Genomic DNA, 21,974 nt, shown 5'->3' with positions numbered 1-21,974 from the left:
GCGCCGTATCTCTCGACGGTCTATCCACTCAGTAGCGTTCGAGACCGCCCTTCTTTGCCACTGCCACTGCCATTGCCGATGCGGCGTGCTTGCGTCCAGCGAGCTCGTCCCCCTAAAGCAATGCTACTGCGCCACCGGAGGATTTTTCAAGTCCTAACGCTCATGGCCGAGCTGGGCGGCGGCGGCCGACGACTCGCCGAACAAAAGACGGGCATCTGTCGCGGCGCCTCAGCGTGTAGTCGCAGTTGGCGCCGAAGCACAGGCACTGAAGTAAGTAGGCAGAAGGATCGCTTTGGGTCGGCACTGTGAATTCGAGCCGAAGCGAAGCTGTTTCTGGCGACACGAAGCGCGCCGCAGCCGCTACGACTCGTGCAATTCATACAGCGGTCTGGTGCGCGCCGCTGACGCTTTGGATGACCGTCTGCTTGACAAGCACGTAGCTTGAGTGCGCTTGACGCTGGTGAGCGACAGCAATCGCTGCGTAGCAGTCCGTCAGCCATCTCTTGCCGTTAAGACAGTCAGCATCTCGGCAACAACCAAGAAGCTGTCCTCACCCTCGCGCACACTGATTTCGATCGGCTCGAATCCAGGGCGGTCCGAGTCTGGGTGCAGGGCGATGCGTTCGTGCCGCCAGCCGCCGTCTTCTGCCACCACCTTCTCGCTCGCGTAAAGCTTGACCGTATATCGTCCCCCGGTCTCGGGGTCGTCGATGCTGCGGTGCTGAACGACGACCACCTTGCCCTGGCGCGTGCCGACCGGATTCGCTCGGAAGAGGCACCACGCGCCGTTGGGAATGCGGCGGTTCATCGATTCGCCCACCACCTGGGCCACGAACAAGCCTGGCTGGGGGCGCACCCAATCGGGCAGGGCCACCCAGTCGTCTGCTCCGTCCTCCAGGGTCTGCGTATCCGAGAAGCCTCCAGCCGCGAACCGTAGGTCGACGACCGGTGCGGCCGCAACCCCCGCGTCGCGTTCTTCTTTCGTAACCCGTCGCAAGGGGACGACATTTGACGGCACAGGGGCCGTCACGGAAGAGCCGGTCTCCCCGTCGCGGGCATCAGCCATCTCGGGAGCCATGCGCAGTCGGGACCGCAGGTACTCAGCCAGCGGCGCATCGGTGCAGTAAACGTAGCAGCCCTTCATGCCCCGGGTCATCAGAGTCCGGTAGGTGTTCTTGACGATGGCATCCGCCAGGGCACGGGCGTGCTCGGGCTCCGACTTCAGCATCGCCTTCAGGCCCTTGACGGACTGGTCTGAAGACGCGCGCTTCGTCGCGTCTGTCACGATGCGCCCGTCGCGGTAGGCGAGGTCCGGGCCGATGATGACGCCTACGTAGTCCAGTTCCAGCCCCTGGCAGGTGTGGATGCACCCGACTTGCTCCACGGAGCCCGGCGTCACGATCCACAGGCTGCCATCCTTGTCCAGGTTCCATCGGCGCTGGTAGCCAAAAGCTGGCATCTCGATGTCCCAGGCTGTCGGGTCTTTCTTGCTCGGCCACTTCCAGCAGTAGCCAGCGACCACGCGCGACCGATTGTTGGCACGGTTCTTCAGTTCGACCAGCGCGTGCAGGTCGGCCGGGTTGTCGAAGATGCGGAAGTCGTACTCGGCCGTGTCCAGCGTCGGGTTCGCCGTCTCGCGAATGTCCAGCGTGCGGTCCAGCCAAGCGAGATAACCATCAGAGCCGTTGCAGCGGAACTGCGATGAGAGCTCCAGTTCGGTCACCTCGGCCCCCATCTCGCGGGCGTGGCGCCGAAGCTCTTCGGTGTGGCCGATGTCAAGCAGCGTCACCCGCTGGTCGTCGTCGACGAAGAACACAGTGCACCGAGCGGACCGGATCAACTCCTTCACCTGGTTGTCGCCCAAGTTGCGGTACAAGCCGCTCTTCTCGTTGAGGCGGTGCGCCTCGTCCACGATCAAGGTGTCGTAGCTGTCGGCTTCATCGTTTACGAAGGCGCCCGAGCCGCAGAACAGGTTGCTGATGCGCGTCTTCGTGAACGTACCGGACAGCTTGGCCTCGTAGACAGCCCGCGGCGCCGCGTTCTTGGACACGTAGCGCGCGTTGCGCTTGCGTGCGATCAGCGCCCCGAGCAGGTTGATGGCGATCACCGACTTGCCCGTCCCCGGCCCGCCTTGAACGATCACGACCTGCTTCTTGCGCGCCGCGCGGGCGTCGGCCTCGAGGATGCTCTCGTGGGCCACCTTCTGGTCGTCGATCAACACGAACTCGGGTTTGCCCTGCAGCAGGCCGGCCACGCTGTCGATCAGCAGCTTGGACGGTCTGATGCGCCCGTTCTCGATGGCATAGAGGGCACCCTTGCGGTCGCCATGGCGCACGTGTTCGCGGATGAAGGCCTGCAGCTTGGCGCGTTCGCGGGCCAGGAAGAGCGGCGCGCGCTCTATGTGGGCGCGGTAGTGGGGATGGTCGATCTCGCCGTCGCGCGGGTGGTTGTGCAGGTAGGCGCAGGGCTGCAGCGCCATTGCCCCATCCTGCACGGCGGCATTGAAGTCCTGCAGGTAGGCGGCGTAGGACCAGGCCTGGTACGAAGGGTGCGTTCCCTCACGTTCGCCAGCGCGGCCCCCGCGGCGCGCCCAAACGATGGCGTCCTTCTCGCTTCGGCGAGACTCCGACCACTGCTTGAGCTCGACGATGATGACTTTGGTCCGCGCCGACGCATCCTCGCCGGTGATCACGAAATCGATGCGCTTGGAACTCTGCGGTAGCTGATACTCGATGGCCACTCCCGCGTCGTCGGGGATCTCGTCGTCGCCCAGCACCTTGGCCATTTCCAGCAATGAGTGCTTCCAGGCCTGGATTTCTGACGGGCCGGCCCCATGGCCCGTCGCGCTTCGGTATTGCCGCGACACGACGTCTTCGATGTCGTCGCGCAGCGCGTGATGCAGGAACTGACTCTTGCTGGCCTGGTAGATGATCACCGTGCTGCTGGGTTTAGAGTTGGTCGTACTTCGCGCTGCTGCCGCGTGCCAGGTCGATCGGATACTTCTGCGCGTTGACCTTCAGCTTTGCCTGGGCCGCCTCAATTGGGTCGATGCCGAGCGCGCCGGCAAGCTGGATCAAGTACAGCAGGACGTCCGCCACTTCGGCGCCCACGGCGTCGCGCTTCTCAGGCGACAGGGTGCGGCTCTGTTCTTCCGTGAGCCATTGGAAGTGCTCCAGCAGTTCCCCTGCTTCAACGACTAGCGCCGAGGCCAGGTTCTTCGGGGAGTGGAATTGCTGCCAGTCCCGCTCCTTGGCGAACTGGTCAACCTGTGCTGTCAAGGTGTGGAGGGAATCAGTCATGCTTATCAAAGTGCGGGTCACAGCGTTGGCAAATGCATGCCAGTCGGGTCGAGGATACTGGCTTCAACAGAGGGCTGAGCCATCGTACTCGCGCCGTGATGGTGCTGAATCGAAGCCCAAGTCTTCCGCGCGGACGGATCTGGCAAGACAAGGGGCAACGCAAACCAAGCGCTGCCCCAATTGAGCTCATGCCGTCACGCACGGATCGCTTTGTACAGCTCGCGGGCACGGCGCTTGGCGGCTTCGTCGACGTCGTCTGGAAGTCGATCAAGCTCAAACCCTCCCGCGGCGTAGATAGGGCCGGCCTCGTCTGAGTCTGCAGGCAGCCCCACTTCTCCGACGGCGTGATATTCCATCACATTGACACTCAGCAGCTCGGCCAGGTGAACCCAGGTCCACGCCTCCTTGAGGTCGGTCTCGAGCTCCGACGCTAGGAGCTTCATGGCATCGGTGTTGCCGCTCTCTGCTGCGACCCGGAACCACTTCCTGGCGTCGTCCAGGCGTTCACAGCGGAGCGCGAGTTGGCCCAGCCGATTGGCATGCCGGGCGCCTGCCACACGAGCCGCCAGCTCGAAGTTGTCGTCGCTGGGCATTTCCTCTGCGATTCGCAGCGCAGCTTCGGCACTGCCCAGCGCGGCGGCGCGTCGCCAGTGATGATCGCGAGAGTGTCGGTCTCCGCTCCTGTCCCGATAAGCTTCGGCCCACTCGAGTTCGACACCTGTCAGCACGCGGCCCGACTGTTGCTGCTCGAACCAGTACCTGCCGTCGTTGATGCCGCTTGGCTCGGAGTCGATCGACTCTTCGTCGAGCTGTGCCAGCGCCAGATGCGCCAACGCACTGCCTGCGTCCGCCATGCGAAGCAGGCTTTCGCGCAGTACCGGTGACGCCAGGTCAAGGCGCGCCCCTGGCTCATCGAGATTCCCTTCCCAATCCTGGTCCGCATCGCGGTCGTCCTGCGCAGTGGCCTTATCGGTTGGCGCTTCGGACTTGTTGGCTTGAGGGTGCTCGTAGTCGACTCCGAGCTTCGCGAGCAGCTCGTTGGGCGACACAACCATCAGTCGCGCAGACTCTGTGGCTCGGGCCGCTTCGGCCGCGATGATTGGTGGCGATGGCGGTTCATAGCCCAGCGCGAACGCACGCGCTGCGGCTTGGGCGAGGTCAAGCGACGGGGCAGGGGCCTGACCGTCGTGCTGCGCGAGCAATTGCTGAGTGGTCAACGCGGCATAACTCGCGTAGCCGAACAGCGCGGCGAGCACTTCGTGGGCGTGGGAGCGCTTGATGTCGATGCCGTGGGCCTGGCGCAAGCCGCACTGGACTTCAAACGCAATCTTCTTGATGGTCATGTGGCGACGCTCCATGGTGTGCGAAGCACGTCGGACAAACCCACGCGTTTGAAGCCCGACGTCCTTCGGACCAGGGGTCGGCCATGACATAACGATGAGGTGTGCCTGTTTCTGCTCGCGTGGAGGCAGGGCGGGCGCCGTTCTGCAAGTCTGAAGGCCAGTCGCGGAGGTTGTCAACCGGCCCCACCGCGGGGCGACGATGTTAGGCTCGCGCGTACCAAGAGGGAGAGAGCCGTGACCAGGCGCCGCAAGGCGAGCCCCGCAGAGGGCTTGCTGGAGATCATTTCGCTGATGCCGTGGTGGACGGGCGTTGCCCTTGCCGTGGTCAGCTACTTTCTGCTCCATCGTTTGGCCTTGCAGCCCGTGACCGCCAGTGCGCAGCCGGGCCAGTTGGGATCGATGGTCGCCCAGACGCTGTGGCGCACGCTGGCGAGCTTCGGGCAGTACATCGTGCCGCTAATCTGCCTGGCTGGTGCTGGCGCCTCGGCGTGGCGCCGGAGGGAGCGCCGCCAGCTCGTCGCCACGGTTGCTGATGCCCGCTCGGCCGATGTGCTGGACGGGATGAGCTGGCGGCAGTTCGAGAAATTGGTGGGTGAGGGCTTCCGACTTCAGGGCTATCGCGTCGCGGAGACCGGCGGTGGCGGAGCCGATGGCGGGGTCGACCTGGTGCTTGCCAAGGGCTCGGAGAAGTTCCTGGTTCAATGCAAGCAGTGGCGGTCTTTCAAGGTGGGTGTGGAGATCGTTCGAGAGCTCTACGGCGTAATGGCAGCGCGCGGGGCAGCGGGCGGATTTGTCGTGACATCGGGCCGATTCACTGCAGATGCTGCGGCGTTCGCGAAAGGCAGGAACGTGCAGTTGATCGACGGCCCGCGTTTGCGGGACTTGATTCAGTCAGCGCGTGGCGACTCGCCGAAGTCAGCGACGCCTGTGATCGCTGCTGCAGCCTTGCCAAGCGATGCGGGTCCAGCGACTACCACCGCGCCGAGCGTTCCCAGTTGCCCGCTCTGCACCCAACCCATGGTGATGCGAACTGCCAAACGCGGCGCCAATGCCGGCGCTCAGTTCTGGGGCTGTTCCGGCTATCCGACCTGCCGCGGTACGCGGGCCCTCAACTGAGGATCGGGCACTGTGGCACTGCCCGACGGCCTGTACGACCTCCTGCTGACCGAGCAGTTGCTGGCCGGGCTGGACCGCGATCGGACCGAGCTGGCCGCCTTCAGCGGCGACCGATCGGAACTGCTGCTGGACGCGCTGACCCGCCAGTTGTCGGGTGCCCTGGCCGATGTGGAAGGAGGCGAGGCTGATGCACCTCTGCGCCAGGTCGAGATCATCAATACGCTGCTCGTGTCGCTGCGTCAGTGGCTCCAGAGGCTGCAGTGGGGGACGACGGACGCGGTTGATCTCATTGCCACGCCTCCGCAGGTACTGCGCTCCATCCGAGGGGACCGTCAGTTTCCGGAAGCGCCGGACTTGGGGCTCGCGGCGCCCTGGTTGTTCACGGCGGGCAAAGGATCGCCTTCGCTCTTGCAGGAGATCCGCAAGGAGCTGGCTTCGGCCGACCGCGTGGACATCCTCGTCAGCTTCATCACGGTGTCGGGTGTGCGCAAGCTGCAGGACGTGCTGCAGCAGATCACCGCCCGCGGTGGCGACGGCGCCGTGGCGACGCAGCTGCGCATCCTGACCACCACCTACACCGGCGCCACCGAGGCGCGCGCGTTGGAGGAACTGGCGCGCTTGCCGAGATGCGAGGTTCGGGTCTCGCTCGACGGCCGGCGCACTCGGCTGCACGCCAAGGCGTGGTTGTTCCACCGTCGCAGCGGGTTTGGCTCGGCCTATGTCGGCAGCGCCAACCTGTCAGGTGCCGCCTTGACCGGCGGGCTTGAATGGACGGTCAAGCTGACTCAGCGTGCCCAGCAAGCGCTCTTCGACCGGGCATCGGCCCACTTCGAGACCTTGTGGGCCGACAGCGAATTCCAGCGCTATGACCCCGACGATGCCGACCATCGCCGTGCGCTGGCCGACGCGCTCGGCCGGGAATCGTGGGGCGGCGAGGGGCTGATGGCCCTGTCGTTCTTTGACTTGCAGCCGAAGACGTACCAGCAGGACATGCTCGAGCAGCTGGCCATGGAGCGCGCGCATGGGCGGCGCCGCAACCTCTTGGTGGCCGCCACCGGCACCGGCAAGACGGTGGTGGCGGCTTTCGACTACCGCCGAATCTGCGCGGACGAGGGCGGCCGGCCGAAGCTGCTTTTTGTGGCGCACCGTGAGGAGATCCTGCGCCAGGCATTGAGGACCTACCGCGAAGTGCTCCGCGACCCGGAATTCGGCGAGCTGCTCGCTGGTGGCACCGAGCCCGAACGGCACGACCATCTGTTCGCCACGATTGACAGCATCACGAGCCGGAAGCTGTTGAATCAACTGGGGCACGATCACTGGCATACGGTGGTCATCGACGAGTGCCACCGGCTGGCCGCAGACCGCTTCCACGCATTTGCCAGCCAGGTGCGGCCCAGCGTGCTGCTTGGCTTGACGGCCACGCCCGAGCGCAGCGATGGCCAGGCGATCGCGCCGTACTTCGACATGCGCCCCGACGGCGCGCCCGCGGTCGAGCTTCGGCTGTGGCATGCGCTGGACCTGCAGCTTCTGGCCCCGTTTGAGTACTACGCCTGCGATGACGCCACCGACTTCTCTGCAGTGCCCTGGGATCGGCCCGGGGAGCGCGAGGCCATCGATCAGCTGGTGACGGGGAACGACATTCGGGCGCGGCTGGTGGTGAATGAATGGCGCCGCTTGGCCTCGGATGCGAGACGCAGCCGTGCGCTGGTGTTCTGCGTGTCCGTCGCCCATGCCCAGTTCATGACTGACTGGTTGAATCACGTCGGGCTGCCGGCGGCTTGTGTCGTCGGCGACACCCTGGCCGAGGAAAGGCGGCGCGCACCTCAGCGCCTTGCCAGTGGGGAACTGTGCGCGTTGGTCACGGTGGATCTCTTCAACGAGGGTGTGGACCTGCCGGCTGTGGACACCTTGCTGCTGCTGCGCCCAACGCAAAGCGCCGTGCTGTTTCAGCAGCAGATTGGCCGTGGCTTGCGGCTTGCGCCGGGCAAGGAGAGCTGCCTCGTGCTGGATTTCGTGGGCCAGCACCGCGCGGAGTTCCGCTTCGATCGGATGCTGTCCGCCTTGACTGGCTTGTCTCGGCGAGAGCTGTTGTCGGGCGTGGAGCATGGATTCGGCAGCCTGCCCCCCGGATGCCACATTCAGTTGCAGCGCCAGACGCGCGAGCAGGTCTTGCAGGGATTGAGGGCATTCACGGGTCAGAACTGGCGCCGCATGAAGACCGAACTGCAGGCCTATGTCGCTCTTCGCGGTCGGACGTCGGTCAGCCTGGCCGGCTTTCTGCATGACCAAGCTTTGGAGCTGGACGATATCTATCGGTCTGCCACCGGGTCGGGTCGAAGCGGCTGGACCACCTTGAAGCGAGAAGCAGGCCTGTTGGTAGCCGAGCCCGGCCCTGAGGAGGAGTACTTCAGCCGACGCTTCGCGGACCTGCTGCATGTGGACGATGAAGCTCGCCTGGTGGTCTGGGAGGCCGTGGCGCAGGATCCCACCTTGGCGTATCGCGCGCCCGCGGAGGCGGCCATGGCACTGCAGATGCTGGCTTATCAGATCGACGGCCGGCATGAGCAGAAGGGGACTGCGGCTGCGTTTGTCGAGCGCCTGCATGCCCATCCCGGCATCGCAGACGAGTTTCGAGAACTGACGGGCTTGCTACAAGCGCTGACCACCTTGCCCGGCACGCCGCTGCCGGGCCTCGAAGACACCCCGCTGGTCCTGCATGCAAGCTATGGCATCCGCGAGGTGTTGACGGCCGTGGGCTGGCTCACGGCCGAGCGGCGGACACCCTTTCAGGCCGGCGTGCTGGCCCTGCAGTCCCGGAAGACGGAACTGCTGTTCGTCACTTTGGACAAGAGCGAGGGCTATCACGATCGCATCGCCTACCACGACTACGCGATCAGCACCGAGCGCTTCCACTGGCAATCCCAGAACAGTGCCGGGCCGGATACGCCTGCCGGGCGCCGGTATCTGCAGGGCAGGCAGGAGGGATGGCAGTTCCAGCTCTTTGTCCGCGCTCGCAAGGGCGAGGCCTATCGCGCGTGCGGGCCGGTCGTGCTTGAGTCGGCCGAGGGCGACCGCCCCATGACGCTCGTCTGGCGCTTCGCCCGGCCGCTTCCGGCCAGGCTATTCCGAGAGTTCAGCGTACTGCGCGGCGTGTAGGGGGGGGCTACGGCACTTGCCGCGCCGGCGCCTTGAACACGTTCTTCAGGTCCAGACCAGAAATGTCGGAGGTGGCAGCATGTCCGCCTGCTGCGGCGCCAGTAGGAAGATGACTTCTCAAAGCTGAAGCCTTTCGCGAAGGCGACAGGCAACCGCGACGAACGTCAAGCCAAGACTGGATGCCGTCTCTTGACTTTGGCGCCTGAATGACAGCTGACCTCGGAACCAGTCACTCGCGATCGCGCAAGCACTCGGCCGCTGTGCTAATGAGGCGGCATGTCTACTCAGTGCGCTAGGATCCTTCAAGGTACCGGAGGAAGCCTTGGACGCAACGCAAATCTCAGCCCACATCTCCGCCATCATCTCTGCAGCCGCGGGCATCGTCGGGGTGTTGGTAGGCAATACGTTCGTGGCCGTAAAGGAGAAGCGAGTTCGCCGCCAACAAGAAGCCAAGGACCTCACCTACTTGGCGATCCTTGTCGTCTCCCACCTTGATCGGTTCGCAAACGACTGTGAACTCGTTGCGCGGGACGACGGAACTGAGTATGGGCGGCCTGCAGGCAATGATGGTGAGTACTTTGCGACGACGGTGAAGGCACCAGAATTCCTTCCTTTGGACATAAAGGTCGAGTGGAAGGTGCTGCCCTCGGATCTCATGTACTCCATCCTAGAGATTCCGGATCGGCGCGAGCGGTTGCAGAGCTACCTTGTCGGCTTTGCCGAGCACGGCGATCATGATGGCTCGGACTACATATTCGAGAGACAGCTTACCTATGCGCGACTTGGCTTGGACGTGTCTGTGATCGCGAGAAAGCTGCGGAAGCACGCCAACCTACCGATCGAGAAAGGGTCCGAACACAGGGACCGCGACTTCAAGGAGATCATCGGGACCATGGAGGCCAAGAAAGAGGCCTACGAGAAGGCAATGTCTATAGAAGGCCCGCCCCTCGACCTCACTGGAGTGTCACTTGAGCGATAGGTCATCGACAGAGGCGGCGACTCCGTCAGCTGGATCCTTATGCCCCCCCCCCGCTACTTCACTCTTCGGGTTGCTCGGTTTCGAGTTTTGCCAGGATCGATCGAATGCGATCATCCAACCTCTGTTTGGCCGAAGCGACCGTGCAAGGCTTCTCCTTCCGCAGCTCCCCAACCAATAGGTTGCCGTCACGCTGAAGGCTCATTACGTCCGACGGGGTTACCGCAGACTTGTTGAAGCCGTTGCCGAAGGCCTTCTTGAAGTGCCAGTGGTTGATGAGCACGAACGACATGAAGTCTGCGACGTTGTTCCCTTCGAGAATTTCCGCTGGCTCCAAAGCAGCAAAACGTTCAAGGGAAGATTTGTAGGTGGCAACGTCTGGCGTGAGGTTGCCAAATGCCCATTGGTGAAAGGCATCGTATGAAGAATGGCGCCTTCCTTCCAAGAGTGCCGCGCAGACGCCGAAGTTCAAGGGTTCGCACTCTTCTTCCCACCATTCCGAGAACAAACTTGGGAAAAGGTCCAGTTCGAGCAGCGTATTGATGGAGTTGTGAGCATCGAGTTTCTGCGCGAACGAGTGGTCGAACTTGATGTTCAAGGCGGCCGCGTATGAATTGCACACCTGATCAAGCAGGGAGGTCGAAAAGGATGAAGCTAGCTCGTAGACATCAGCCACCTCGTTGTAGCGCTTTGCATCGGTCTTGAACTTGATCTTGAAGTACCAGCGCCGAGTGATACCTAAACACTCACCGATCGCGCCATGCTCAAGATCTATGAATGCCACGCTTGCGAATGAGAGCATGTCATGGAAGATGTCCTCGGTGTTCTTGAGCGCGAGATCCCAAGCGTACTTGCCGGGCTTTCCATGGTCACCGAAGCCGAGCTTCAGCGTGTAGCTTCGAGGGGACCGAATGCGATAGAGGCCGACGACCAAGGACTCCTCAGGAAAGATCAGGCTGTGATGCGCGCTAACGTTTCGCAGATGGCGGAGCTTCTGATAGTCGTCCTGGTTTGATGATACGAAGGAGTCGACCGAACCCTTCAACCAAGCCGGCGAGTTCTTTGTCGAGTTTTCGATGAAGAACATTAAGCTTCTCAGCAGATTGTTCAGGCTAAGAATGAAGTGTTTCGGCTCGTGGTAGGTGACGTCCATGGCAATCTTGTTCTCGTTGACGATCTCAATGTTCTGGACCACCGTAGGATGAGCAGCTGCCATCTGCTCGAAGAAGACTGAGGATCGTTCAAGTTCAAACATTGATTGGCCTATGTGAGATCAGCTATGGAGCCTGTCCGGTGGTCGCGACCCTTGCGCGCCCAAGTGCGACCGACTAGTGGCGCAGACAAGAATGCCACATGCCTGGGTCAATTGGCTGCCACCGGGGACCATCATCCTCGCGGTCGTCGCAATCTCGCCATCGTAGCCGCTGGTCTGCGCGGCCTCCTTGAAGAACTCAGTTCAGTCTGAGGCGAATCCTTGATGGTGAAGGGCCGCTTCGCCGCGGTCGCATGGCTAGACTCTTGGCGAATTGACTTGGTGATCTCTCATGAGCCAGTTTTTTGCAGACCAGATCGACCAACTTGACCCTGCGATTGACCAACTCGCCGTCCGTGACAGGAACTTCGATCGGTTCGCACTCATGCTGATCGACAACGTTGTGGAACTGGTGTTTCACCAGCACGCAAAGGACAAAGTCACCTGGGGACGAGCCTTTGAAGCGAACCACAAGCCCAAGTCGGAATGGAAGACAGCCGTCGCTGCGACCGGGCAAGGATTCGACTCCAAGGTGCGCTACGCGCGTGAGACAAACTTGATCTCTGCGTCGATGGCTGGCAGCATCCAGTACCTGCACTCGTTCCGACTCTGCCTACCATCAAGGGAGCCGACACGAGGGCATCCTGCACTCGCTCGCGGTGTTCTACTTTCGAGCGGCATGCACCGTGCTCGGCGCATACAGGCCAATGTTCTATAGCCTGCACTCAGGCGACAAGATCTCCCACCGCGCCGTGAAGTACCTCGGCAAGCTGGATCTGTCTGGTCAGAAGGAAGCCTTCGCGCAAGCCTGCGAACGACTCAAGGAAGTGGCATTGGCCCTTGAAGAGAACCTGGTCGAAGCTCTCCAAGCGGACATGCTTACGACCATCGAGCAAGCTGATCGAGGGCTCGACTTCATCACGACGAATTCCCCAAACAAGGCGGAGCGTTCGGAAATCGTTCGCTATTGCCAAGCGTGGCCTTTCGCATGGACTGACGAGAGCGAGGAGTTCGCGCGGTCCAAGGGGTTTGCACCGTCGAACATGGGCGAACTCATTGAGTGGCTAGCCCGCAACTACACGTGGGCCGTCAAGTCGGACCCGATCGCAAGTTGGAAGAAGCGCCACGCTTCGCTGGCGAAGGAGCGCAATCTCGATTCAGCCCTCAAGAAGTACTGTGACTTCATGAAGCAGAGCGAGTCGTTTCGCAAGGCTCTTGACGAAGGCGTCTCGCAGGTCGACGGCTATGTACAAGAACAGATCGACCGTGCGCGTGGCAGGTGACAAGACGCTTCCGTCACGAGTGCGGCCGAAAGCCGACATTCGTAGTGCCCGGGCCAATGTCAGGGACCGCTGCAGACCTGCCGCTGTCCTTCGAGGTCAGGTTTAGACTGATTGCGGCCGGTCGCCGCTGAAGGATGAATGACGGCGGCCGCCGGAACCGGCCGTTCGTTGGCCGCCACGGTGTGCGACTGCTGTGCATTGGAAGCGGCCCGACACGGCGCTCAGCCAAGCTCCCGGGCCTTGTTCATCGCGGCGCCGTTCCAGCGGCAGCTCACAACGATCTCCAACTGGCGCTGCCGACCCGATGCAGCCACTCGCGCCACGCAAGAGCGGTCAGTCGACATCGCCCCAGGCCCTGTGCAGTCGCCCGTGGGCAGGTGCCCGAGACATCCTCAATTCTAAGGACGCTTCTCGACGTCGGCGGATGGTCATGCCTCACGCGGCACGTCTCGGCGGACAGAAGCCTACGAATGCAGCGGTCTAAACTGTCGCCCAAACCACGTTAGACCCCGCAAACAGCGACAGGGAGACTCTCGATGCAGAAAGAGACCGTCATAGCAATTGTCCGCGCTGAGATTGCGCTGAGCCAAGACCTTCAAGCATTCCTCTCGCAGTTCTCGGATCGAGAGAACGCTTGGTTCGCCCGCGACTCCGGCGAGCTCTTACTCGCGGAATTCGGCTACGAATGGAACAACAACTTTGTCGAAGTGGCACAGTCAGTATTTGATGACTACTTTCAAGAGCTTGGTCTGCCAGAGAATCGTCGGCCGAAGGTCAAGCTCACGGATTCGAGACGCGGCTCCTGGATCATGGAGGCCGCCCTCACGATGTTTGGGACCATCGGCACAACGTACACGATCCTAAAAGCATTTGCGGAACTGCCAAAGCTGGCAGATGGACTGGAAGACACCAAGAAGCGACTTCAGAAGGAACTCACGGCAAGATTCAGGAAGAAGGTTCCTGAACGCATTGAACCAGTGCTGCGAAACGTCACACCTCCAGTTCAGCTCCCGCCGCCTGGGCTAGTCAACCCCATCACCATCAACTGCACAATTGACGCGCGGCCGCTGCGTGGCTTGACGCCCGACGTCGCAAAGTCACATGCGATTCACCTTTCAGTAGCGATATCGCGATCAGCATTGTCGGTAGAGAACCTTGGTGATCTCCCGATTGAAAACCTGCGGATCGGCCTCTTTAAGTCCGCGTCGCAGAGGCACAGTTGGAGCTTCGGCGACGCCTTCTCCAGGTCTGTACCGCGCATAAGTGGCGGGCAGTCCACTTCCCTCAGCATCGATCAATTTGCATCGGAATCAGATGGCTCGCTTGACCTGGCTGATCCGACACCACTCTACGTCGATTGCTGGCTCCAAGACAACTCAGGAATCTATCTGTTCAACTTCTACCTCGAGTAGCGCCGGCGAGGCCTAACCCCTCGGCCGATGCGAAGCCCAATCCGCGTGACCAATCGCTGCCAATGAACGACGCGAGTGCACTTCCGGTGAAGCGTCAGTGGCACGGTAGCCACCACGCTTGGAGCTACCACCCGAACGCATTTCGCTGGAGCGGAGAGTACGTCGCCGGAGCGAATCTGCTGCCACTCGCCGGCGAGATGAGGGCATGGATGCAGCAACGCGGGAACCTCGCTCTCATGCCCGCGCCGGCTGCGCCTTCGAATGGAAGCTACACCAATCCGTTCACAGCAAGTGGCGTGGCACTGCAGTTCCTTATGGCCAGAGTCATCAACGCTTCGCACGACTATGCGACCACAGAGACAGTAACTCATGACGCCATAGACGCGGAAGTTGAGCGGATCCGCTTCTACAACGAACTACTCATGTACTCAGCGCGGCTGTGCGAGGTGTCGGTCAAGCAGATGCTGTACTGCACACAGGTCCCACAACGAAGGTACAAGCGCATGGCGCTGGGCGCGCTGCTCGAATCGCCCTGCCCCGACTGCAGGAAGACAGACGGTGCCCGGCCACATCAGGTATCCCTTGTCGGGACGCTCGCGCATCCCTTTCGTTTATGCCTCGCGTTTGAGCACTGCGCAATGGACCACATGGATCTGGTGAATCGCCTTCGGAACTCCGAGGCGGCGCACTCCAGCGTTCAACCTCTTGCAGTCCGCAACGTTCAGGCATCCAAGTCGCAGTTGCAGGAGGATAGCCACCAGTTGCTGAACGGGTTCGTTCACATGCTCTCCCACATCGAAGAGCTGGAGCGACAAATGCTGCAAGACTTGACGGAGAAAGCAAAGGCCATCAACCTTCTGAAACGAAGTGGACTGCGACCCGAAGACTGCAACTTTGATCTTGTCCCCGGGCAGCCATTCGTGTTTCGCAGCAAGATTCGGGATTGCTAAGTGATCCTTGCATGGCAGGGATGGCCGGGCGGCTAACTTCCAGTTCGAAGGCAAGGCCCGACGAGAAGACACCAAACGGGCCTCGCCTCGAACGTTGTGCATCAGGACAGTCTCAGTCTCGAACTGCAACGGGAACGAACTTGGTACGACAGCTATGGGGTTGGGCGATGAACTTCCACTGATGGCCGGGACTGTGAGTTGGGCCCGACGCCAGACAACGGCCGTTCGGCCTTTGCCGCCCGAGCAGTGACCCGGGGCGGCACGTCCTCCGAACGATCAGATCTCAGTCTGCTCGGAAATCTCAAGGGCGTCGTCCACCTCGATGCCGAGGTACCTGACCGTCGACTCAAGCTTGGAGTGCCCGAGCAGCAGCTGTACGGCTCGCAAGTTCTTGGTGCGCCGGCAGATCACGATCAACGGCGGCCCGGCTACCAAGTTCGGCGTGACGGACGATGCGTGCGCCGATGCACTCTAAGACCTTCTCAAGCGCTTGGCTGACGCGGCACGCAGGAGTTAGGGGGGGCTCCAGCCACCCTTTCTCGGTTGGTTGCGTCCGGACCCGGACTGTATAAAAATCCAGGCGTGGATGCATTCGACCGTCTTGCGGAGAAGCCGATCCTTCATGGGCCGGCTCAGCAGCACTATCTCTCAAGGTTCTACCTGCAAGGCTTTGCGGAGAATCGACGCGTTGCGGTGTATGACCGGACGGACGGCGCAGTCAACTCCTTGCCGCCGAAGCGGGTAGCAGCGCTGGAGCACTTCTATACCTTCATCGACAACCAGGATCGACAGCGTTTCGAACTCGAAGCGGTGTTCGGGATCGTCGAGAGTCGGGCCGGCTCGATCCTGAAGTCGGTCGTCTCAAGGCTGCCGATCACAAGCCTGGATCGCGAATATCTTTCGCTGTTCATCGCGATGCACGCGGTACGAACTCCCGCAGCGCTTGCTGAGTCTCGCATCGTCCGTGAGAAGGCGGAGCGGGCCAGGTGGAAGTTGACCGTGCCGGACAAACGCGCCGCGTATGCATGGGTCAAAGACTGGAAGCCCGAGACCCCTGAGGACGAGCTTCGCGACCTCGCCGACAAGCTGTTTGAGATGATCAGCGGCGACCACTTCCGGATCAATGTTCCTGACGAGGCTGCGCGTGCAACGTCGCTTCAGACATGGAACATTGTTGCGGAAGCGATCTTCGAACGAGATTGGGTAGTCATGCACGCGCCGCCTGGCACCGACTTCATAACCTCAGATTCGCCCGTAGTGCTGATTTCTCGACCGGGCACCGACGACCTGCCAACCTCCTACAGATCGCCTCATGCAAGCGTCTTCTTCCCGCTCTCTCGGAAGGCACTGCTAGGGATGAGTGGTGCCGAACGAACCATCGTGCATGCCGACGCAACAGCAGTGCAGGTGGAACGCTTCAACAGGCCCATTGCAGGGGACTGCTACCGCTATCTGATCGGAAGCAGCGCCGACCTTGTCCGCAGCGCCGCGGAGCATCTTGACTTGATGGGGACCGCGTGGGCACCCCGCGTGGAGGTGGGGGTGGCAGTTCCCCCTGGTGAGGCTCACCCCGCCATTTTCATAAAGGGGCTTGCGCGCCGTCCGATCGTGGATCTGAGGTCGGATGAGCGATCCGAGTCGGTGGCGCAATGAGGCTAACGCTGAGTGTTCCGAACGGCTTCTAGCCCGCTCAGCCGCTCGGACTCGGCAAAGATGTGTGAACTCCACATCGGTGCCACGACTACGAGTATCCAAAGGAACAGCGTCACGAGCACCCTCGGGGCGCCGGAAAGAACGGCGCCCAAGCGGTTGGTTGAGTGCCAATCGACGTTCCAGTAGGCCGCGAGTGCCGCAACTGCGAGGGAACTTAAAATGCACAGGCTGAGCATCACGCCGGTGCCGGACGCTCGTCGCGTTAGCGACTCTCCGCGGCGCTCGTTCGTCACGATCACAAAGCAACTGAAGAAGCCCGCAAGCACCAACACTGCTCCCGCTGTAGGCGACGAAATCGACTCGCCTTTGAAGAGGTGTCCGACGACCTGAGGGAATGTCTCAAACGCTGACCCGATGAAGCCAATCATCAGCAGGCCCATTATGGTTGCGTAGACCCATCCCAGCTTGTCCATCACAGAGTAGAACAGGTTCCTCATGGCTACCCTCTTTGCCACTCATCATCGGTCGGGCACAGTATCGGATAGGCCCCGTGCCCCCGCAACTGTGCCTCTCAGTAGGTGGGGTAAAAAGTGGGGTAGGAAAGCAAAACGGGCCTGAAAGGCCCGTGTTTCCTCTTCAACGCTCCAATGGTTTCAAGCGTCGGCCATTCAGCGACGAATCGGTGAACGCCGCTGAAGGGTCGAGTGCGTGAATCGGTAGCCTGGGGAAGCTTCCGTTCGACGCGCCAAGGGTGTCAGCCCGCCTCATCGGTTGAACGTCAGCAGTACCTCCCGGACCGGACGGTAACGCAGCAATCGTTCGCGTAGGCGGGTGTCCGGAACGTGGCGGTGACCGTGACTAGCGCGTTGATCGGCAGCCGACCGGATACGCTGCGGAGCCGCCGCTGACTTCAAATTCAGGTCTAGACTGGGTGCTGTCGGTCAACTTCTCGAGCCGAGCGAAAGCGGCCGCCGGAACGTGCCGTTGGTCGTCCGACTACGTGGATGACCGCTGAACGCCTCCAACCCTGCCGGACGTTAGCGATCGACTCCGTCAAGACGAGGTCACGAACCAACGGCAGTTTCCGCCGACTGCCAAGTGGGGCTCGCGACCCGCTGCAGTCCTTCGTGGCTTATGGCCGGCTGACTACTCAGCGGCGGGTTGGAGCCGCTGGCCGCGGCGGCCGTACATACGCTGCCCGACACATGCAGTCATTGGGCTCGGCGACCAGCGCCGGCTCGAATGACCGTTGTACGAGGTACTGCGGTCGCTGGACTGGCGACGCGGCCCGGAGCTCTGGGGCGACCGCTTCTTTGCGGCTCTAAATCCCCGTACCGACCCAATGTTGACGGTCGGCGGACTGGGCGCGCGAAGCTGTCGGTAGTGTGCTTCGACTGGCGTCCGAAGTCCGCTACGGCTGACGCACCTCATTGGCGCCACGCTGAGCCCGATACCACACCGCAGAAGTGACCGCGCTTTCCCTCCACAGAATTGATGACATTGTCGCCTTGTGACCATTGGCACGCTGAGGGGGCGACCGGCTTGGGAACCGGAATGGTGGCTCACCTGATGAGCCAACCGGCCGCTAAGCTTTCTTGCAAGGCGCGACACAGGCATCTCTCCCGCAAGCTGCTGGAAACCTCGCCCTTCGAGACTCCGCAAGCGCGCGATACTGACGCCAAATCAATGGGAGGATGAGCATGACCACGATCACCGGCGCCGTCATCCACAAGCTGATCAAAGAGCCCCATGGCGAGGCCACCGTGCAGCAGCGCGATACAGAGCTGAAGCTCAACGAGCCGGTGCGCAAACTTGTGGACGACATTAGTGCCTTGTATGGCGAGAAGGCAAATAAGGGCTATGGACAGTTCGAAGAAGACACGCTGACCTTCCCTTCATCGACCGTCTTGCGCGAGATGTTCGAGACCAAGGCCATCAGCTTCATAGAGGGTTCGCAGAAGCTGCTGGCGGTCCTCGCCGGAAAGGCCAATCAGGCCGCGCTCTCAAAAGGGGGCTACGTACTGATGGCGCACGGCCTGAACGACGCCAAGGTCGACTGGTTCCTCGTGGCTATCATTAACAATGTCTCCGGCAGCGCCGTCAACGAGGAGACGCTGGAGATCGAGGAAGCGGTTCACGTCGACTTAGAAAACCTACGGGTGGCCGGCCGGGTCAATCTGTCGACATGGTTGGCCGGCGATCAGCAGACCCGTTACGTTGGCTTTCTCAAGCATCGCGGCGACGTGGCGGACTACTTCAAGTACTTCCTCGGCTGCAAGGTCGTCGTCAAGGACGCCGAAGAGACTAAACGCCTCGTCGACGGCCTGCTGAGCTTTGCCCGCAGCGAAAGTCTCAGCGCTGAGGCCGAGGACAGCTTTTTGCGAACCGCTCATGGCTACTGCAGAAATCGAGGCAAAGACAATCCCATCAGCCTTGAGGAACTGTCGAACGCGGCATGGCCTCAGGAGCCCACCAAGCTGCAGAGGTCGCTGGCGGCGGCCGGCGTCGAGATCAACGATGGCTTTGTTCCCGATGGCCGCAGCTTGAAGAGCCTGCTCAAGTTCCATGGCAAGACGGCCTTCTGGTCAGTCGACCTTGACCGCCGCGCATTCAATAACGGATCTGCTGTCTACATCAAAGAGAAGGGCGCGATTGTGCTCAACAACCTGCCTCCCGCTCTGAAAGCCGAACTCGACGAAGAGGTTCGCGGTGACGAATGAACTCGCCTGGGGCGCTTTGCTCCACGTGGCCAAGACTTTCAAACCGGCTACGCCTGGAGAGACGCGCGGCCAATTCGAGATTTCCAGTGAGGATGATCTTGCTGCCCTGAAACTCTGCCTGCAGCATCAGGACGACACGGGCATGCAGCTTCGCTCCGGAGCCCAGGAGCCGCAGCGCGGCGACACCGTCGCGATCTCGTTCGAACCGCGAAGGGCCTTCGGGTCGATTGTCAAGGATATGGAAGCGCTGTTGCAGGTGCCCGGCGCTCGCGTGCGCGAGAGGCGCCGCTTCCTGCTGCTAGACGGGTTCGTGTCATCGAATGAGCAGGCCGATGAGAAGAGCGAGGTCGGTCGCTATCGGCTGGTACTGCAGTTGGTGCAGAGTCTGCGCGATGTTGCGGCATTCCTGGATAACGACGAGTCGAATCTGGTCTTCATTAGCGGTGGTCGCTTCGACGTACCGGTGAATTACAGCGCCGATGATCTGCGCAAGACAGACATCGCGTTGATCAAGGAGTTGATCACGCTGGTGCCGACTGACACTCACCAGAAGCAGTGCAACGCCATCCTCGCCGCGGCCATTGTCGACGCCACGAAAGCGCTGCCGCCGGCAGCTCGCTTCTCGCAGCTTCTCGCGCATGCCGGCGGCCTGAGGGAGGCGTACGACCAAGGCTACAGGCTGTATGCGTCCGGCTTCTCGTACGAGAAGCTCAAGGATACGGTGGAGGCCGCGCGGGTCGAGTACGCCGGCAAGATTCACAAGGTATTTTCCGACATTCAGAATCAGCTGCTGGGCATACCAGTCGCGACGATTGTCGTCGCGACGCAGATGAAGATCGCGAATGGATTCGGCTATGAATTCTTTGTGAACACTGCCGTGCTGGTCGGCTGCTGGGTGTTTGCGGCGCTCACGATTCTGCTGATCCGGAACCAGAAGCACACACTCAAGGTACTCAAGGACGAAATCGGTCGGCAGCAGCGACAGATACAAAAGGAATTTGCGGCGATTGGCGAATCTTTTGCTGGCGCCTTTGAGTTTCTGAGGAAGCGGGCACGCGCGCAGACCGTCGTGCTGTGGGTCATCGACGCTGTCGTCCTGGCGGGCCTGCTGGGGTCACACATCGTGTACGCCTACCTTACCCCGGATGCGTGGGCATGGGTTCGAGCGCAGATCCACGTGTGACCTCTGATTGCCATCGCGCATATTGAGTACGTCGTGCACGCCGCGTGCTCGACTGGAAGTAGAAGCTTGAGCACCACCTGCGCGCGACGCCATTCATTCGTTTTCAGAGTGCAGGGCGACCGTCTCCAACGACAGGCCCAGCATGGTCTGGCGTGCTGCGTTCGGTAGTGTTGGAGAGGTCTCGCCACCCAAGGTGGAGCGCCATAGAGTCGCCGGCCACGGGGGAGGGAATCCGCGCTGCGGCTCGACAGTTGACGTTGATCGTGACCCCCGGGCGCGGCCAGTAGTCGGTCTCGGCATCGTCCGCGAACTAATAGTCCGGCCAATCGCGGTAGTACGCGCACGACAGCCTGACGACACGGTGGTTCCTAGGTGCGAGCAAGCGCGGTAACTGAAGCCCGACTTGAGTTTGAGCCATCATACGGACTCATGTCGGTTCTCGGGGGAGTGCGATGTTCAGTGACGAGCAGATGCGGGAGCTGCGGGGGGTTCTTCGCCGCCCGGAACATATGGGGTTCTTTGATTGGGATGTCCATTCCAATCGCCTTAAGCACGGCAGTCTTTACGTGACACGCGGCAGCGATTGGCTGTTGTCAATCTTCCGCCACAAGACTGCCAAGGGCAGCAACGGTGCGCCCGGAAACGACGTTGAACTTTCGATGGACGTCGTCAAGCTGCTCCGCGGAGACAGGTCGAAACTGGCTATGGCCATGGAGTGGCTTCGCAGTCAGCAAGTAGCGCTCCAAAATCTTCCCGCTGCCCCTCGGCAGAGCGATGAGGAGAAGCTGAATGGAGACTTCTGCTTTCGGATTGGCCTGTTGTACAGCGATGCGCTTGTTTTCCTAGATCGCCTGCTGCACCAATGCAGGCCGTACGCACCGAACGCCTGGGTCATCGATGTCCCCGCCGTGCAGACCACCACACCTGCTACTGGAGAGGCAGAACCGAATGACGACGGCAGTCGAGACAGGCTGCCCGTAGCAGTGCTCAACAAGGCGACTCCGCAGCACGTATGGTGGGCGGTGCAGGCGCTACTCGCAGGACAGGCTCAACACGTGTTTGGAGAGTCCACCGACTACGACCTCATCACCGATGACGGACAGCGGTTGCCTCCCAAGGTGGTCTTCGGCATTGCGCTGGCGCGGGCGCTCGAACGGGAGGTGCTTCCCAAACATTTCACCGCCGGCATAGGATCGCCGTGCTTTCGCTTGCTGAACGCCGCTGGATACGAAATCGCCTTGAAAGGCCAGTCCGGACAGCGACGCGAGGAACCGAACTCAGGCACTTCAGAGGTGAACGAGTGGAACGAGGGTGCGAAGAAGTTGGTATCCCACCTCAAGCGCGAAAGGGGTCGCGGCCTTGCGACGGCCAAGAAGGCGGCCTTCCGAGAAGAGCACGACGGCAAGCTGTTCTGCCAGCGATGCACCAAGGACCCGGTAGTCGAATACGAAACCGAACACGCTGAGTCCTGCATTGAGGTCCACCACGCGACGATGCAGTTGAGTGAAATGGAGGAAGGCCACACGACGAATCTCGAAGAACTCCAATGCCTGTGCGCCAACTGCCACCGGCTCGTGCACCGGCTGTTGCGGTTGGGGCTACTGGATGTCTGATCTGCGCCCGCCTGTTGCG

The 21,974-nt window shown here is 61.5% G+C and carries 16 protein-coding genes and 1 pseudogene; 11 read left to right on the top strand and 6 right to left on the bottom strand.

The genetic code is table 11. From position 1 onward, the window contains the following. Window positions 1-492 precede the first annotated feature (492 nt). From ACS5PM_RS20685 to ACS5PM_RS20675, 3 genes are all read right to left on the bottom strand, one after another. Window positions 493-2,934: a DNA/RNA helicase domain-containing protein gene (locus ACS5PM_RS20685; RefSeq protein ID WP_439389575.1), complete on the bottom strand. Its 2,442-nt coding sequence runs from the start codon at window positions 2,932-2,934 to the stop codon at window positions 493-495. Window positions 2,935-2,947: 13 nt separating this feature from the next. After that, window positions 2,948-3,298 (bottom strand): nucleotide pyrophosphohydrolase, encoded by a 351-nt coding sequence (locus ACS5PM_RS20680; protein ID WP_439389574.1) that lies wholly within the window; start codon window positions 3,296-3,298, stop codon window positions 2,948-2,950. 194 nt (window positions 3,299-3,492) lie between these two features. Further along, the gene (locus tag ACS5PM_RS20675; RefSeq protein WP_439389573.1) at window positions 3,493-4,641 is read right to left on the bottom strand and encodes a hypothetical protein; all 1,149 of its coding nucleotides are present in this window, start codon (window positions 4,639-4,641) and stop codon (window positions 3,493-3,495) included. A 234-nt stretch (window positions 4,642-4,875) separates the two neighbouring features. Between ACS5PM_RS20675 and ACS5PM_RS20670 the strand changes: the two genes are divergently transcribed. The 3 genes from ACS5PM_RS20670 (at window position 4,876) to ACS5PM_RS20660 (ending at window position 9,892) form a co-directional block, all read left to right on the top strand. Beyond that, entirely contained in the window at window positions 4,876-5,757 is an 882-nt protein-coding gene (locus ACS5PM_RS20670) for a restriction endonuclease (protein ID WP_439389571.1), read from the top strand. A 12-nt stretch (window positions 5,758-5,769) separates the two neighbouring features. Beyond that, window positions 5,770-8,913, top strand: a complete 3,144-nt coding sequence (locus ACS5PM_RS20665) for a DEAD/DEAH box helicase (RefSeq protein WP_439389570.1) — start codon at window positions 5,770-5,772, stop codon at window positions 8,911-8,913. 322 nt (window positions 8,914-9,235) lie between these two features. Continuing rightward, window positions 9,236-9,892 carry a hypothetical protein gene (locus tag ACS5PM_RS20660; RefSeq protein ID WP_439389569.1) on the top strand — a complete coding sequence of 219 codons (657 nt, stop codon included), beginning with the start codon at window positions 9,236-9,238 and terminating at the stop codon, window positions 9,890-9,892. A gap of 58 nt (window positions 9,893-9,950) precedes the next feature. On the opposite strand, the gene ACS5PM_RS20655 is transcribed toward ACS5PM_RS20660, so the two are convergent. Continuing rightward, window positions 9,951-11,144: a hypothetical protein gene (locus tag ACS5PM_RS20655; protein ID WP_439389568.1), complete on the bottom strand. Its 1,194-nt coding sequence runs from the start codon at window positions 11,142-11,144 to the stop codon at window positions 9,951-9,953. Window positions 11,145-11,433: 289 nt separating this feature from the next. Here ACS5PM_RS20655 and ACS5PM_RS20650 point away from each other — a divergent pair, with 289 nt between their 5' ends. From ACS5PM_RS20650 to ACS5PM_RS20635, 4 genes are all read left to right on the top strand, one after another. Continuing rightward, window positions 11,434-11,859, top strand: coding sequence for a hypothetical protein (locus tag ACS5PM_RS20650; RefSeq protein WP_439389567.1), 426 nt, complete (start codon window positions 11,434-11,436; stop codon window positions 11,857-11,859). After that, window positions 11,849-12,424 (top strand): hypothetical protein, encoded by a 576-nt coding sequence (locus ACS5PM_RS20645; RefSeq protein ID WP_439389566.1) that lies wholly within the window; start codon window positions 11,849-11,851, stop codon window positions 12,422-12,424. Before ACS5PM_RS20650 ends, ACS5PM_RS20645 begins: the two co-directional genes overlap by 11 nt. 536 nt (window positions 12,425-12,960) lie before the next feature. Beyond that, window positions 12,961-13,836 (top strand): hypothetical protein, encoded by an 876-nt coding sequence (locus tag ACS5PM_RS20640; protein WP_439389565.1) that lies wholly within the window; start codon window positions 12,961-12,963, stop codon window positions 13,834-13,836. Between the two features lie 62 nt (window positions 13,837-13,898). Next, the gene (locus ACS5PM_RS20635; RefSeq protein ID WP_439389564.1) at window positions 13,899-14,786 is read left to right on the top strand and encodes a hypothetical protein; all 888 of its coding nucleotides are present in this window, start codon (window positions 13,899-13,901) and stop codon (window positions 14,784-14,786) included. A 276-nt stretch (window positions 14,787-15,062) separates the two neighbouring features. Here ACS5PM_RS20635 and ACS5PM_RS20630 read toward each other — a convergent pair. Continuing rightward, window positions 15,063-15,197: pseudogene (locus ACS5PM_RS20630) on the bottom strand (integrase); the annotation flags it as partial. Between the two features lie 171 nt (window positions 15,198-15,368). On the opposite strand from ACS5PM_RS20630, the gene ACS5PM_RS20625 reads away from it, so the two are divergent. After that, window positions 15,369-16,439 (top strand): DUF4238 domain-containing protein, encoded by a 1,071-nt coding sequence (locus ACS5PM_RS20625; RefSeq protein WP_439389563.1) that lies wholly within the window; start codon window positions 15,369-15,371, stop codon window positions 16,437-16,439. 2 nt (window positions 16,440-16,441) lie between these two features. Here the strand turns inward: ACS5PM_RS20625 and ACS5PM_RS20620 are convergent, their stop codons facing one another. Next, a complete protein-coding gene (locus tag ACS5PM_RS20620; protein WP_439389562.1) occupies window positions 16,442-16,936 on the bottom strand; it encodes a hypothetical protein in 495 nt (164 codons plus the stop codon). Window positions 16,937-18,139: 1,203 nt separating this feature from the next. On the opposite strand from ACS5PM_RS20620, the gene ACS5PM_RS20615 reads away from it, so the two are divergent. The 3 genes from ACS5PM_RS20615 (at window position 18,140) to ACS5PM_RS20605 (ending at window position 21,955) form a co-directional block, all read left to right on the top strand. After that, entirely contained in the window at window positions 18,140-19,159 is a 1,020-nt protein-coding gene (locus ACS5PM_RS20615; RefSeq protein WP_439389561.1) for a nucleoid-associated protein, read from the top strand. Next, entirely contained in the window at window positions 19,149-20,342 is a 1,194-nt protein-coding gene (locus tag ACS5PM_RS20610; protein ID WP_439389560.1) for a hypothetical protein, read from the top strand. The genes ACS5PM_RS20615 and ACS5PM_RS20610 overlap by 11 nt, the downstream gene beginning before the upstream one ends. A 452-nt stretch (window positions 20,343-20,794) precedes the next feature. Beyond that, window positions 20,795-21,955 carry an HNH endonuclease gene (locus ACS5PM_RS20605; RefSeq protein WP_439389559.1) on the top strand — a complete coding sequence of 387 codons (1,161 nt, stop codon included), beginning with the start codon at window positions 20,795-20,797 and terminating at the stop codon, window positions 21,953-21,955. The last annotated feature ends 19 nt before the right edge of the window (window positions 21,956-21,974 follow it).

The organism is Ideonella flava, from assembly GCF_051857595.1.
Lineage (GTDB): Bacteria > Pseudomonadota > Gammaproteobacteria > Burkholderiales > Burkholderiaceae_C > Ideonella.
This window is presented reverse-complemented; position numbering and strand designations above follow the sequence as displayed.

Bases quoted from the DNA above. Each gene is read 5' to 3' on its own strand.
- ACS5PM_RS20680 (WP_439389574.1), bottom strand. From the start codon at position 3,298: ATGACTGATTCCCTCCACACCTTGACAGCACAGGTTGACCAGTTCGCC.
- ACS5PM_RS20675 (WP_439389573.1), bottom strand. From the start codon at position 4,641: ATGACCATCAAGAAGATTGCGTTTGAAGTCCAGTGCGGCTTGCGCCAG.
- ACS5PM_RS20655 (WP_439389568.1), bottom strand. From the start codon at position 11,144: ATGTTTGAACTTGAACGATCCTCAGTCTTCTTCGAGCAGATGGCAGCT.
- ACS5PM_RS20650 (WP_439389567.1), top strand. From the start codon at position 11,434: ATGAGCCAGTTTTTTGCAGACCAGATCGACCAACTTGACCCTGCGATT.
- ACS5PM_RS20645 (WP_439389566.1), top strand. From the start codon at position 11,849: ATGTTCTATAGCCTGCACTCAGGCGACAAGATCTCCCACCGCGCCGTG.
- ACS5PM_RS20640 (WP_439389565.1), top strand. From the start codon at position 12,961: ATGCAGAAAGAGACCGTCATAGCAATTGTCCGCGCTGAGATTGCGCTG.
- ACS5PM_RS20635 (WP_439389564.1), top strand. From the start codon at position 13,899: ATGAACGACGCGAGTGCACTTCCGGTGAAGCGTCAGTGGCACGGTAGC.
- ACS5PM_RS20620 (WP_439389562.1), bottom strand. From the start codon at position 16,936: ATGAGGAACCTGTTCTACTCTGTGATGGACAAGCTGGGATGGGTCTAC.
- ACS5PM_RS20615 (WP_439389561.1), top strand. From the start codon at position 18,140: ATGACCACGATCACCGGCGCCGTCATCCACAAGCTGATCAAAGAGCCC.
- ACS5PM_RS20605 (WP_439389559.1), top strand. From the start codon at position 20,795: ATGTTCAGTGACGAGCAGATGCGGGAGCTGCGGGGGGTTCTTCGCCGC.